This is a genomic window from Clostridium lamae, from assembly GCF_033043255.1.
GTDB lineage: Bacteria > Bacillota > Clostridia > Clostridiales > Clostridiaceae > Clostridium > Clostridium lamae.
In genome coordinates, this window is record NZ_JASCQJ010000032.1 from 1 (window position 1) to 14,809 (window position 14,809).

The 14,809-nt window shown below is 28.0% G+C and carries 11 protein-coding genes; all 11 read right to left on the reverse strand.

The window, feature by feature from the left end; genetic code table 11:
- Positions 1 to 239 precede the first annotated feature (239 nt).
- Positions 240 to 1,454 carry a multiple monosaccharide ABC transporter permease gene (gene mmsB / locus QK892_RS13545; protein ID WP_317274074.1) on the reverse strand — a complete coding sequence of 405 codons (1,215 nt, stop codon included), beginning with the start codon at positions 1,452 to 1,454 and terminating at the stop codon, positions 240 to 242.
- Positions 1,455 to 2,990 carry a multiple monosaccharide ABC transporter ATP-binding protein gene (gene mmsA / locus QK892_RS13550; protein WP_317274075.1) on the reverse strand — a complete coding sequence of 512 codons (1,536 nt, stop codon included), beginning with the start codon at positions 2,988 to 2,990 and terminating at the stop codon, positions 1,455 to 1,457. It lies immediately after the preceding gene.
- A gap of 106 nt (positions 2,991 to 3,096) precedes the next feature.
- Positions 3,097 to 4,197: a multiple monosaccharide ABC transporter substrate-binding protein gene (gene chvE, locus QK892_RS13555; RefSeq protein WP_394855035.1), complete on the reverse strand. Its 1,101-nt coding sequence runs from the start codon at positions 4,195 to 4,197 to the stop codon at positions 3,097 to 3,099.
- A gap of 182 nt (positions 4,198 to 4,379) precedes the next feature.
- Positions 4,380 to 5,633 carry a response regulator gene (locus QK892_RS13560; RefSeq protein WP_317274077.1) on the reverse strand — a complete coding sequence of 418 codons (1,254 nt, stop codon included), beginning with the start codon at positions 5,631 to 5,633 and terminating at the stop codon, positions 4,380 to 4,382.
- Positions 5,608 to 7,098: a sensor histidine kinase gene (locus QK892_RS13565; protein ID WP_317274078.1), complete on the reverse strand. Its 1,491-nt coding sequence runs from the start codon at positions 7,096 to 7,098 to the stop codon at positions 5,608 to 5,610. The genes QK892_RS13560 and QK892_RS13565 overlap by 26 nt, the downstream gene beginning before the upstream one ends.
- Positions 7,099 to 7,117: 19 nt before the next feature.
- The gene (locus QK892_RS13570; protein WP_317274079.1) at positions 7,118 to 8,074 is read right to left on the reverse strand and encodes a substrate-binding domain-containing protein; all 957 of its coding nucleotides are present in this window, start codon (positions 8,072 to 8,074) and stop codon (positions 7,118 to 7,120) included.
- A 152-nt stretch (positions 8,075 to 8,226) separates the two neighbouring features.
- Positions 8,227 to 8,817, reverse strand: coding sequence for a protein kinase (locus QK892_RS13575; protein WP_317274080.1), 591 nt, complete (start codon positions 8,815 to 8,817; stop codon positions 8,227 to 8,229).
- A gap of 134 nt (positions 8,818 to 8,951) precedes the next feature.
- Entirely contained in the window at positions 8,952 to 9,818 is an 867-nt protein-coding gene (locus QK892_RS13580) for a DegV family protein (protein ID WP_317274081.1), read from the reverse strand.
- Positions 9,819 to 10,501: 683 nt separating this feature from the next.
- Positions 10,502 to 12,028 carry a 2,3-bisphosphoglycerate-independent phosphoglycerate mutase gene (gene gpmI, locus QK892_RS13585; protein ID WP_317274082.1) on the reverse strand — a complete coding sequence of 509 codons (1,527 nt, stop codon included), beginning with the start codon at positions 12,026 to 12,028 and terminating at the stop codon, positions 10,502 to 10,504.
- 463 nt (positions 12,029 to 12,491) lie between these two features.
- Positions 12,492 to 12,926 carry a hypothetical protein gene (locus QK892_RS13590; RefSeq protein WP_317274083.1) on the reverse strand — a complete coding sequence of 145 codons (435 nt, stop codon included), beginning with the start codon at positions 12,924 to 12,926 and terminating at the stop codon, positions 12,492 to 12,494.
- An 87-nt stretch (positions 12,927 to 13,013) separates the two neighbouring features.
- A complete protein-coding gene (locus QK892_RS13595; RefSeq protein WP_317274084.1) occupies positions 13,014 to 14,792 on the reverse strand; it encodes a glycoside hydrolase family 2 protein in 1,779 nt (592 codons plus the stop codon).
- Between the last annotated feature and the right edge of the window lie 17 nt (positions 14,793 to 14,809).

Genomic DNA, 14,809 nt, shown 5'->3' on the forward strand with positions numbered 1-14,809 from the left:
AATTATTTTTATATATCAGAGGTATTTACTTATAATGTTTCATTTAATAATTAACTTATATTGTATATAATAACCTTATATATAGAAAATTAAAGTATATAATTAACTTATGAAAACTATAAAGAAAATAAAAGAAGAAATAATTAATACTATAATCAATGAGATTTATATAATGCAAAAGGGGCTTTATAATTTGTAAAGCCCCTTTTAAATGGTGAATATTTTATTTTATATTTTAATTAAACTCTTTCTTTTTTCTTACTGAATACATCAAATGCTACTGCTATTAAAAGTACTAAGCCTTTTATTGCCATTTGCATATCACTACCTACACCTAGTATTGACATACCATTATTTAGTACACCCATTACTAATGCTCCAATTATAGCACCGATAACAGTTCCTACTCCACCATAAGCTGATGCTCCCCCAATATAACAAGCTGCTATTGCATCTAATTCAAAGTTTAAACCTGATTGAGGAGATGCTGCATTTAATCTTGATGTAAAACTTATAGCTGCTATTGCAGAAAGTACAGCCATATTAACATAAACTAAGAATAAAACTTTATTAGTATTGATACCTGAAAGCTTTGCTGATTTTTCATTTCCACCCATAGCATAAAGATATCTTCCAGGTATTGTTTTAGAAGTAATGATTGTGTAAATTAACACTAAAATACCTATAATTGCAAACATTATTGGAATTCCTTTATATACTGCAAGCCAATAAGTTATTAGCATAGTTGCTCCAACTATTAATGCAACCTTAGCTATACTTAATGGTAATGGAAGAACTTCAAAATTATATTTTAACTTTTCAGATCTATTTTTCAATTCTATATAAACAAATATTGCAGATATTACTAGCCCTACAACAACAGTTGTAATATTTATATTAGTCCCTCCAAATATGTCTGGAAAGAATCCTCCACTTATAGCTTGGAATGACTTTGGAAATGGACTTAAAGTTAATCCTTGAAGTAACTTTACTGTTAATCCTCTAAATAGTAGCATACTAGATAGTGTTACTATAAATGCTGGTATTCTAACATAAGCAATCCAAAATCCTTGCCATACTCCTATTACCACTCCAACTGCTATACAAATTAGAATTGCTGGAAGTACTGGCATTTTATGATTAATTATAAGTATCCCTGCAAGAGCACCGATAAAAGCAACTACTGATCCAACAGAAAGGTCTATATTTGCACTAGATACAATACATAATGTCATACCAATAGCTAAAATAAATACATAGCTGTTTTGTAGAATCAAATTAGTTACATTCATAGGAACTAAAAGTATTCCCTTTGTTAAAATTTGGAATAAAATTATAATAACAACCAATGCTATAAGCATTCCATACTGCCTTACATTGTGTTTAAATACGGTCTTTAACGTTTCACCTAATGTTTTATTAACTTTTACTTCTACTTTTTCATCTACTTGCATTTAAACTACCTCCTTATTACTATCCATTATGCATTTCATTATGATTTCTTGTGACGCTTCCTTACCCGGTAATTCTCCAACTATTCTTCCAGCATTCATTACGTACACTCTATCACATATACCTAATATTTCTGGAAGCTCAGATGAAATAACTAAAATTGACTTCCCAGAGTCTGCTAAGTCATTTATTATCTTATATATTTCATATTTGGCTCCTACATCAATTCCTCTTGTTGGCTCATCTAATATTAATACATCTGGATCAGTAAATATCCATTTACTTAAAACAACCTTTTGCTGATTTCCGCCGGATAAATTTCCTGCCTTTTGTATTATAGATGGTGACTTAATATTAAGCTTCTTTCTAAAGTCTTCTGTTACACCAATTTCTTTATTACCATCTACAAATAGCATTTTACTTATTTTTTTAATTTTTGCTATAGATATATTGTTTTTTATACTATCTATTAAGTTTAGACCAGAATTCTTACGGTCTTCTGTTACATAAGCTAGTCCAGAATCTATAGCATCTCTTATATTATTAATTTTAATTTCTTTCCCATCTTTAATAATACTTCCACTTATATGTCTACCATAAGCTTTTCCAAAAACACTCATAGCAAACTCTGTTCTTCCAGCTCCCATTAAACCTGATAATCCAACTATTTCTCCTCTTCTAATATTTATATTAACGTCTTTAATAATCTTCTTATCATCTATAATAGGGTCATACACATTCCAATCCTTAACTTGGAAAACTACCTCTCCAATTTTAGGTTCATGGATAGGGTACCTATTAGTAAGTTCTCTTCCAACCATAGATTTAATAATATCATCTTCATTGATAGTTCCATCATTTTTCATAGATTTTATGGTTGCTCCATCTCTAAGAACTGTTATATTATCTGCCACTCTTAATAACTCATTTAATTTATGAGAAATTAGAATTGAGGTTATTCCCTCTTTTTTTAGTTCTAATAAAAGTTGTAATAAACTTTCAGAATCCTTATCATTTAATGCAGCTGTAGGCTCGTCAAGGATTAATAATTTAACATCTTTCGCCATTGCCTTTGCTACTTCTACTAATTGTTGCTTACCAACACTAATATTCTTAATTCTTGTATGAACATTCTCTGTTAACTTAACTTTTTTTAACATTTTTGCTGCTTCTATATCTGTTTGTCTCCAATTAATCATAAGACCTTTTGCTCTTTCATTTCCAAGATATATATTTTCTGATATAGATAATTCAGGTATTAATGCTAATTCTTGATGGATTATAACTATTCCCTTTCTTTCACTGTCTTTTATATTATTAAACTTACACAACTCACCATTAAAAATTATATCTCCACTATATGTTCCATAACTATATATTCCACTAAGTACATTCATAAGAGTTGACTTTCCGGCACCATTTTCTCCAATTAAAGCGTGTATCTCTCCTTCTTTTACCTTAAGATTTACATTATCTAAAGCTTTAACACCAGGAAATGTCTTTGTTATATTCTTCATTTCTAAAATGATCTTTTCCATCTATATTCCTCCCTCCTACCTTCATTCTCTACATTGATATGCTATAGCTGAAAGAGATTTAACCTTCAGCTATAGCATATATTTATTCTTTATTTAATGATATCTTTTATTCTATATCTGATGCTTGATAGTATCCGCTATCAATTAACATTTCTTGAATGTTATCAACAGTTACACTTACAGGGTCACATAAGAATGATGGAACAACTTTTGCACCATTATCATATGTCTCTGTATCATTTACTTCAGCTTCTTTTCCATCTACTAAAGCATTTACCATTTCAACTACTTTTTTAGCAAGAGTTCTAGTATCTTTGAATACTGACATAGATTGTTGTCCATTTTTCATTGCAATTACATTTGGTTTATCACAGTCTTGTCCAGTTAAAATTGGATAAGCTTTATCTGCTGAACCATAACCTGCATTTTGAAGAGAAGCAACTACACCTATAGCAACACTATCATTAGATGATAAAATAGCGTCTAACTTTTTACCGCTAGAATAATTAGCTGTAATTATATTATCCATTCTTGCCTGTGCTTTTGCTGAATCCCATCCTTGAGTAGCAACTTCAGTAAATTTAGTTTGTCCACTTGGAACTACTAATTTACCGCTATCTATATAAGGTTGTAATATACTCATTGCACCATCAAAGAAGAAGTTTGCATTATTATCATCTGGTGAACCTGCAAATAATTCGACATTAAAAGGACCTGCTGCATTCTTTAGATCTAATTTTTCTTCTATATATTGACCTTGAGTAACCCCAACTTTAAAATTATCAAATGTTGCATAATAGTCTACATTTTCACTTTGCATTATTAATCTGTCATAAGCTATTACTTTAATATCATTATCAGCAGCCTTGCTTAAAACGTCAGTTAATGCTGATCCATCGATTGATGCTATAACTAATATATTACATCCTTTTGTTATCATATTTTCAATTTGTTGAACTTGAGTATTTACATCGTTGTTAGCATATTGTAAATCAACTGTATATCCTTTTCCTTCAAGTTCAGATTTCATATTAGAACCATCTTGATTCCATCTTTGAAGTGATTGTGTAGGCATCGCAACTCCAATTAAGTTACCCTTTGAATCCTTTCCAGCATCAGAAGAACCACCATTTTCTGTTTTAGCTCCACATCCAATGGCAACTGTCATTAAAGCTGCAGTTAAAGTTAAAGCAATTAATTTTTTAATTCTCATTTTTAACTCCCCTTTTCTTATATAATTTGATTACATATCAAGCATATAATATGTATACGTTTAACTCAATGGAATTACTTGCTTTATTTCTTCATATATTTGCTTAGAATTTTATAATTTTTACTATTATAAAGGCAAAAAAATACTATAAGACTAATGCTTATAGTATTTTTTTGCTATTTAAATTTATATTCCTTTGGAGAATACCCCTCATATTTTTTAAATACCTTACTAAAATAATTGGGATCACTATACCCAACAGTATATCCTATTTCCTTAATACTCATTTCATTTTTCTTTAATAACTCTTTAGCATTTTTAATTCTTACTAAATTTATATAATCAGTTAAGTTACATCCCATAGCTTCTTTGAAACTTCTGCTAAAATAGTAGGGACTTAGATTAAAAGTATTAGCAATATCTTCTAGATTTAAATCTTCCTTTATATTATTAATAATATACTCTTTAACTTTATTAAAAAGTTTAACCTTATCATTATCTAATTCTTGATTTTGTTTATAGGTATCTATTTTATCTATATGAACAATTTCATTTTGATTATTATAATTAATGGCTTTATTGGCTTCTTCATAAGATTGATTCATAAGGTAGATACCATTATAACAATTACCCACTCCAATTTTTACCATAGTATTAAAATGTCTCTCTATTTCTTTCTTTATACTATTAGCAATATTAGTATTTCCTATTATTTCTTCACTTTTATCATTATATTTATCTACTTGAATAAAGCAAACTATATTTTCTGTGAACCTATATGTTCCAATTGATTTATATTTGAACTTTAAAAATTCATTAATATATTCTCCTATTTTTCTTTTTAATATATTGCTATAATTACTTGAAATTATTTTTATACTTATTGCGAAAGCATTATCAAGTTCTAAATTCAAATAATCCATATACATATTATGATCAATACTATCTAAAGTATTATTAATAATGCTATAACTTAATTCATTTTCTAATACACCAATTAAGTTGTTAATTTTCTCTTCATTTTCTATATCAATTTTCCGTTTAGCCTTCTGCTTTTCTACCAATTCAATTGCATTATTTATTTTGTTTATTAAATCAGTTCTAATAAAAGGTTTCAATAAATATTCTTTAACATTTAATTTAACAGCCTCAATTGCAAAATCAAAGTAATCATACGCCGTTAACATAATAAAATAAGTGGTTGGTGCGCTCTTACTTATTTCTTCAATAGCTTTTATTCCATTTATACCTGGCATTTTAATATCCATTATTATTATTTCTGGTCGAATCTGTTCAGAAATTTCAATTGCTTCCCTTCCATTTTTCGCTTGAGCTATAGTTAACTTATCTTTGAAATTTTCTTCTATAAGCTTTATTACTGAATCCCTCTCATATTTCTCATCGTCAGCTATAAGAATTTTTAACATCATAATTCAACTCCTTATTTGGAATTCTCAAAAATATTTTAGTTCCCTGCCCTTCTTCACTACTTATATCGAACATATCTTTTTCACCATACATTATTTCTAATCTATCAACAACACTCTTTACTCCTAGGCCGGTAGTATGTCCAATATGCTCTTTTTCTCCACCTCCACTTTTTATCTTTCTTAATGTATCTTCATCAATGCCACATCCATTATCTTCTATAGTTACTATGCAGTCATTTAATTCCTTAAATATATTAATATTAATATATCCTCCGTCTTCTTTAGGTTCTATTCCATGAATAAATGCATTTTCTACAAATGGTTGCAAAGTCATTCCAGGTACAATTATATCTGTGATATTACAATTTATATTTAAATTAAACGTCAATCTATAATCATATCTAACTTTTTGTATAAATATGTACTGCTTGACCACATTTATTTCATCTGCTAATGTTGCATTTCTCTCCATCATACTCAAACTGTACCTAAGCATTCCTGAAGCGGAAGTTATCAATTCCTCAGTTTTGTATGCATTTTCACTTATAGCTGTTTGATTTATACAATTCAAAGTGTTAAATAGAAAGTGTGGATTTATTTGTGATTGTAACACCTTTAACTGAGATAGCTTCAATGCATTTTCATATTTTAATAATTTCATTTCATCATCTTTAATTTTAGCCTCTAACTCTGCATTTTCTTTAAGAGAATCTATATACCCCTTTAAATTTCTAATCATTTTATCAAATGCCTCATACAAAATATTAATCTCATATATATCTGTTTTTTTCGCTTTAATTTCTTTAAAATTACCCTTTGATACATTTTTTGATGCGTACACTAATACTTGCAATTTATTCAATATATCCTTTATAAAAATAAATGTATAAATAGCAATTATAAATGTTGTTATAGTAATAAATAAACTTACAATTTTATATAGTTCAGCTTCATTCTTTTTGCTCTCATTATAAATGATATTATTTGTTTTAATATAACTTTCATTTAATTTTGTAATAAATGAATTACAGTAGGAAAGCATGTCCTTAGTAGACATATACTGATCATAATATGCATCTATAGCACCGTGCTCAGTAAACAACTGTATTGTCTTATCACCTTGACTTTTATAACTTCTAATTGTATTTGATATATCTCTCAAAATATATCTACTTTCTATGTCAGAAGCTTCTTCTAATGTAGAAAGCTTCTCTATTGACCTAGATATATTGTATTCATATGTTGTCTTAGATTTTAAATCACTAGTTAGAAAATACTCACTAAAATAATTAAAAGATTCGTTTAGCAAGTTTTTAACATCATTAGTTTCATTCAATTTATATAACATAAGGCTATAATTATCATTAATTCTTTTACTCATTATTAATGTTATTATATTACTCGTAACTAATGGAATTATCAAAATAATAGCAAACATTATTATCTTACTTTTTAAACTTTTCATTTTTAATGTTCTCCTTATGTTATTTATACTCATCTATATTTGAATCATTAATCACTAACACGTCTACAAGTTGAATATCTTTAACATTCTTGCCATCAATTATATCTACTATAGTATTTACAGCTTCTTGTCCCATAACATAAGGATTTTGTGCAATAGTAGCACTTATTACCCCTTCTTCTATTAAATCAAGAGTTTCTGGTAATGCATCAAAACATACTATTTTAATTTTCCCAACTAGATTCATATTTTTGACTGCTTTTGCTGCACCTATTCCATCCTGTGCGGATGTGCAAAATAATGCCTCTATACTATTATTATCTGTTAATATTTTCTTAGCAGCTAATTCTGCTTGTAATAAATAAGAATCTGATGATTCAATATTAGTTATTTTTGCATTAGAATTTGCTTCGATATACTCTCTAAAGCCTTGAACTCTTTCAACTTGATTCTTAACTTCAATTCCACCTAATATTATTCCAATATCTCCTTCATTCCCTAATAACCTAAGTAATTCTTTAGCACCAGCTTTTCCAGCATTTACATTATCAGTGCCAACATATGATAAACGTTTACTTTCCTCAGCATCCGAATCTATAGTAACTATAGGTATTCCATTCTCTATTACTTTATTAATAATTGAATTATATTTACTACCATCCTGAACATATGTTATTATTCCACTGACATTAGATGCGTATGCCATTTTAATAAGTCTTAATCCTTCATCTACACTCGCATAATCTGGACCTTGAAATTCTACTATAATATTTTTATCTTTAGCAGCATTTTCAGCTCCTTTTCTAACATCCTGCCAATACGGATTTGAGTACACATGGGAAATTAATACTACTTTCTTTTTTAAATTTTCATCATAATTTTCTTGTTCTCTTAATATATCTTGAACCCTAAAAATTAGAATAAAGAAAATACCTATGAATAATAAATACCTCGTTATAATAAAAATTCTTTTCATATATTTACCACCTTGATATTTCTATTTATATCTTTACATATACATTATACTACAATCATAATATTTTCCATAATAAATATAAAATAAAAATGCACTAAACTGTTATACATTTTCTTAACATTTTAGTGCACCTCATTTTTTATTCATAATTTTCACTCAACTTCTCTATTCTGCAAATATTGATTATACCTTTTTTCCCAATCCATAGCAATTTTTTTATCAATTATTCTAAGATCTTCTATAAAACTTTCTAAAACTCCTACCTTTTCTAATCCTTTCATTAAATGTCTTGGATATTTAACTTTTTTCTTATAACATTGCTTAGGATCTATAACCATTATATTCTTATCATTTGTTATATATATATCTCTACATCTAGCATCTATTTTAGTAAAATTTAGTTTTTTAAATTCTATCATAAGTTTATATAAGAGTTCAGAAATTTCATAGCTAAATCCTTTTTTCTTAATATAATGATCTAATCTATTTCCCCGTATTTTATCTCTCACTATATAAAATTTACCTAAATTATAAATTCTTGGAAAATACTCAGATTTACTTACTTTTTTTAATATTTCTCCTTCTTCCTTGCAACACTTAGCATCTTGAAAAATCTTAATTGCTTTATTACTTGGAAGTTCATAAACTATACCATTATGTCCTTCACCAAGAAAAACTGCTTCCTTAAAAAGTTTTTCAGTTTCATCATCAAAATCTGCTGAATAACAATATGTTCTAGGCATATTACTCTCCTATAAAAATACTACTACTATATACTATTAATTTTTTATATTTTTTATAACATCTTTATTTAGTTAATTTATATAATTTAAATCACAAAAAAGAAACCTTGAATATAAGGTTTCTCTATTATTTCCTATCTCTCATCGCCTATAAATATTAATCCTAATGTACCAGGCCCACCGTGAGTCCCAATAGCCGCTCCAATAGAACTTATTATTACATCCTTGACATTAAATTCTTTTAATATCATTTTCTTGACTTCTAGAGCATCTTCAAGACAATCTGCATGGCAAATGAATATATTTTGTTCTTCGATATTTTCTCCCTTAACCTTCATTTGTTCTACTAAACTTCTTAAAGCTTTTTTTCTTCCCTTAATTTTTTCTGTAGCTACTACATTACCTTCACTATCTATCTTTAGAGTTGGTTTAATACCAAGTAAACCACCAACCATTGCAACAGCTCCTGGAATACGTCCACCTCTTTTTAAATGATTTAAATCATCCACTGTAATAAGATGAATTACTTTTCTTTTTATGGATTCTAAATAATCTACAATATCTTCAATAGATGAGTTATTTTTTATCATTTCTACAGCCTTATATATTAATACACCTTCACCTACAGAAGCACATAAAGAATCTACAATATATATTTTAGCATCTGGATGTTCTTCTAGCACCATATTTCTAGCAGTAACTGCACTACTTATAGTTCCACTTAAAGCTGATGATACACCTATATAAAGTACAGTTTTCCCTTGCTCTACATGCTTTGTAAAAATCTCATGAAATGTTCCTACATTAATTTGTGTAGTAGTAGGCATAGCCCCTTCTTTCAAAGCTTTATAGAAATATTCATGATTTAAAGTTTGTCCTAAATCATCTTTTATAAACTCTCCATTTAAGTTAACCATTAATGAGGCGAAATCAATATCATTTTCTCTTATATAATCAATAGATAAATCACATGCCGAATCAGTAATCAATTTTATATTCATATATTCCAACTCCTATAAATAATAATTTCAATTTTATTGATATTATAACTTTGTTCGATTTTAATGTCAAATCTTTTGATAATCAAAATAATATTCCAGTATTCATTTTATAATCAAACTATGTAATCCCATTATTAATATGTTAATAATTAAACTAAGTATTTTCTACCTTCATTATGAATAATAAAAAATCAATATTAATATATGCGATTAAAGTTATTATTTAGTAATATTTTTACTCCATTTTAGAATAAAAGATTGCTTTAAATTAATTTCATCCTTTATTTGGAAATATTTATTGACAAAAAAATATCAAGGTATTATACTTATAATAAAATAAGATGTTGACCTCTAATTTAAGGAGGATATTATTGGACGTTTAAAAGATAAGGTCTCAATAATCACAACTAGAAATTCAGTAGGATATCGCAGATACTATTCTATTTTTAGCAAGTGATAAAAACCACGTAATTACAGGTCAATCAATAATTTGCGATTTTGGTAGCACTCTATAAATTTCATATTTAGCTTTAAATAAAAATAGTTAAATATAAATTTTAGATAAATCTATAAAGGAACTATTGCACATTTGTTAAAATATTTGCGAAAGCTCCTTTATTTTCCCCAAAACTCAAATAATAATAAAGGGGCACTTATATAAAGTGTCCCTTTTATCTATATTTCTATTTGTTTACTATTAAACATTCTCCAGTCATTTCAGCTGGTTTTTCAAGGCCCATTTCATTTAACATTGTTGGTGCTATATCTGCTAGCTTACCTTCTTTTAATTCTCTTCCTTCAGTATTATTTGATACCCATAGGAATGGAACTGGATCTGTTGTATGAGCTGTAAATGGATTTCCTGTTGAGAAATCAATCATTGTTTCTGCATTACCATGGTCAGCAGTTATAAATAGTGTTCCATCTTTTTCTAATACTTTATCTGCTACTCTTCCTAAGCATTCGTCAACAGTTTCTATAGCCTTAATAGCTGCTTCCATAACACCTGTATGTCCAACCATATCAGGGTTAGCATAGTTTAATATAACCATATCATATTTATCTGAATCTAATCTATTAATTAATTCATCTGTTACTTCATAAGCACTCATTTCTGGTTTTAAATCATATGTCGCTACCTTTGGAGATGAAATAAGAGCTCTATCCTCACCTGGATTTTCCTTTTCTACTCCACCATTGAAGAAGAATGTAACGTGAGCATACTTTTCTGTTTCAGCAATTCTTAATTGATTTAATCCCTTGTTAGAAACATATTCACCTAAAGTATTTGTTATACTTTCTGGTCTGTATGCAACATTTACTCCTTCTAAAGTTTTATCATATTGTGTCATCGTAACAAATGTTAAATTTAGCGTTTCTCTATTAAATCCAGTAAATTCCTTATCGTTAATAGCTCTAGTTATTTCTCTAGCTCTATCCGGTCTGAAATTGAAGAATATTACTGAATCTCCATTTTTAATCATTCCATCTTTATCTATAACAGCTGGTAAAACAAATTCGTCTGTTTTATTGTCATTATATGAATTTTCTATTGCTTCAACTGCTGATACTGCTATTTCACCTTTTCCAAGTACCATTGCATTGTAAGCAAGTTCAACTCTTTCCCATCTATTATCTCTATCCATAGCATAGTATCTTCCAGCTACAGTAGCAATCTTACCTACACCAATTTCTTTCATGTAATTTTCAAGTTCAACAATAAATTCTTTACCTGATGATGGTGGAACATCTCTTCCATCCATAAAGCAATGAACATATACTTTTGTTAATCCTGCTTCTTTTGCTAAGCTTAATAATCCTTTTAAGTGATCAATATGTGAATGAACTCCACCATCTGATAGTAATCCCATTAAGTGAAGTGCAGAATTATTTTCTTTAGCATTTTGAATTGCTAAAGTTAAAGCTTCATTCTTAAAGAATCCACCTTCATTGATTTCTTTAGTTATTCTAGTTAATTCTTGATATATTATTCTTCCAGCTCCAATATTTAAGTGTCCTACTTCAGAGTTACCCATTTGTCCATCAGGTAATCCTACATATAAACCACTAGCTTGTAATTGAGTATGTGGATACTTTGCCATTAATCTATCAAAATTCGGTTTATTTGCTGCTTCAACAGCATTTCCATCAGACTTTGGAGCTATTCCAAATCCATCTAATATCATTAACATTACAGGTTTCTTCGCCATAATTCCCTCCAAGTTTTTTATTCAAATCTATGTTTGACAATATTCTAATATTATCTTTCTTAATTTCTAGCTATATTATACTATAATTAGTGTCTTTAAACAATAAAAGTGCCTTAGAGGTAAACCTTTGCAAAAAAAATATTTTAACATCAAAAAAACATATTTTCGGATATTTTTTAAAAATTTTAAATTCTTTTACCCATTATTATAATCTCTGAAATAGCAAATTCTTCTTTATTACTAAACTCTATAATAACTTCTTTTGTATTAGATTCATTTTCCATATAAAGAATATCAATTATATAAATGCAAAAAGCTAGACATGTTTTAAATACATTTTTAATATATTTTAATACACTCTAGCCATGATTTACTTAAATAGAATCTTATGAAATTTATATCTAAATAAAATATAAATTATGAAAAGTTAGTATATTTAATATGCTAATTAAAAAGCTTTCTCTTAATTACTTTTTAAATTTACTAATTCATTATTAACTTGTACAATAGCTTTATTTTTAGCTAACATAATTACTCCAGATACCATAAATATAATCGCTGAAATGAAATCCATTAATAGATAACAAATTATAGAGGAAATTATTAACCAGATACTCTTCTTTTTTTCAACTGTAGTATACCTTAGACTTTTATAAATAAATAAATTTATAAAACCCATAAATATAAAAATAAATCCAATTGTTGTTGATAATATATATACATTATCTAAAAGTAGCTGAATTGAAGTAATATCTACTTGTGAAAGATTATCTAGTCCTACTCCTTTAGTCTTTATATATGTGGCATAGATAAATATAGTAGTAAATCCAGATAGCAATTGCCATATTGAACCTATAAGTACCATATTTCTTTCAAACTTTCTATTTATTCCTTTCATATTATTCCTCCATTTTACAATATATATTAGTGCAATTGGTATTTATAAATACTAATTACACTAACTCATCTTATATAAATATTAGCTTTATTTAGTATCTGGTGTCCATCTGCCTTCATTTATCGCCTTTATAATACCTACATCAACCTTTGGATTCCTAGCATAAGTAAGTAATCCATTTATTTCTTGTTCAACATCAGTTAATTGAGTATAACAAAATCCCTGAATCAAATCTGATTTTAGCATTGGATCTATTACATTGTAGTATCTTAAAATGAAATCTTCATCTGATGTTGCAGCAGAATATCCCCATCCTTCCCATTCACTTTTTTGATAAGAAATTCCACCCATTTCAGAAATAATAATTGGCTGTCCATCATACTCCCATCCTTTTGCAAACATACCTCTTCCTGAATGTTTTGTTTTTAAGATATTAGGTAAACAAGAATATCTCTCTGTTAAAACTTCATTTCTATATTCATAATCATGAATTGTAAGAAGGTCTGTTTTGGTATGCTCCCATCCATCATTAGAAATAACAACTCTTGTTTGATCTAAGGACTTTGTTAACCAATACATAGCTGCTGAATGAGCTTGTTGTTCTTTGTTGTTCATTATTGAATCTACTCCCCAAGATTCATTTAGAGGAGTCCATGCAACTATTGAAGGATGATTATAATCTCTTTCAATCATTTGAATCCATTCATCATTCAGCATCTTAACATATCTTCTTGAATATACATATGCATTAGCAATTTCTCCCCAAACAAGTAATCCTAATTTATCTGCCCAATATAAGAATCTTGGATCTTCTATCTTTTGGTGTTTTCTTACACCATTGAAACCCATTTGTTTACATAACTCAATATCTTTAATGAAATCTTCATCTGTTGGCGCTGTAAGTAATGATTCTTCCCAATATCCTTGATCAAGTAATAGTTTTTGATAATATGGTCTATTATTTAACATAAAGACACCATCTACTATTTCAACTTTTCTTAATCCGAAATATGATTTTACTGTATCAATAATAGAATTGTTCTTATAAATACTAAATGTAATATTGAAAAGAATCGGATTTTCTGGACTCCACGCTAAAGATTCCTGATGATTCCAATCTAATGTTAACTCTTGATTCAAACCAAAAGCTCTCTTTTCTCTTTTACTCATTAACGATATTTTATCATTAACTATAACTGTATCTTTAACTGATATTTCTACACCTAATGTAATATCAGTAATATCACCTTCAACTTCATATTCAGCTAAAACCGTCTTTTTATCTAAATCTGGAGTAAGCCATACTTTCTTTAAATATACTTCGTTTACTGGCTCTATCCAAACAGTTTGCCAAATTCCTGTAGTTCTAGTATAGAATATTCCATGTGACTCTTTTCTCCAGAACTGCTTTCCTCTTGGTAGTTCTAAATCAGTTGCATAATCTTCAACTCTTAAAACAATTAAATTATCTCTTTCTTTTATAACATTTGTTATTTCTACTGAAAAAGGTACATGACCACCTTCATGCGTAAATAAATGTTCTCCATTTATCCATAAATCCGCTTTATAATCAACAGCACCAAAATGTAATATATTTCTTTTATTCTTCATAACTTCATCTAAATCAAAAGTTTTTGAATACCATACTATATCGTGAAATTCCTTAATATTTATTCCTGAAAGTTCAGTCTGGTACGCATAAGGAACCACTATACTTCTACCTAATTGTAGGCTCTTGTACCATTCATCCTTTACCCCTACATTACCATCATCAAAATCAAATGCCCATTCACCATTTAAGTTAATCCAATCTTCTCTTATAAATTGTGGGCGTGGGTATTCATTTCTTGGTATATTCACTGTCATATTTATTCCTCCTAAAT

Bases quoted from the DNA above. Each gene is read 5' to 3' on its own strand.
- QK892_RS13580 (WP_317274081.1), bottom strand. From the start codon at position 9,818: ATGAATATAAAATTGATTACTGATTCGGCATGTGATTTATCTATTGAT.
- QK892_RS13590 (WP_317274083.1), bottom strand. From the start codon at position 12,926: ATGAAAGGAATAAATAGAAAGTTTGAAAGAAATATGGTACTTATAGGT.
- gpmI (WP_317274082.1), bottom strand. From the start codon at position 12,028: ATGGCGAAGAAACCTGTAATGTTAATGATATTAGATGGATTTGGAATA.
- QK892_RS13560 (WP_317274077.1), bottom strand. From the start codon at position 5,633: ATGATGTTAAAAATTCTTATAGCTGACGATGAGAAATATGAGAGGGAT.
- QK892_RS13595 (WP_317274084.1), bottom strand. From the start codon at position 14,792: ATGACAGTGAATATACCAAGAAATGAATACCCACGCCCACAATTTATA.
- QK892_RS13575 (WP_317274080.1), bottom strand. From the start codon at position 8,817: ATGCCTAGAACATATTGTTATTCAGCAGATTTTGATGATGAAACTGAA.
- mmsA (WP_317274075.1), bottom strand. From the start codon at position 2,990: ATGGAAAAGATCATTTTAGAAATGAAGAATATAACAAAGACATTTCCT.
- QK892_RS13565 (WP_317274078.1), bottom strand. From the start codon at position 7,098: ATGAAAAGTTTAAAAAGTAAGATAATAATGTTTGCTATTATTTTGATA.
- QK892_RS13570 (WP_317274079.1), bottom strand. From the start codon at position 8,074: ATGAAAAGAATTTTTATTATAACGAGGTATTTATTATTCATAGGTATT.
- mmsB (WP_317274074.1), bottom strand. From the start codon at position 1,454: ATGCAAGTAGATGAAAAAGTAGAAGTAAAAGTTAATAAAACATTAGGT.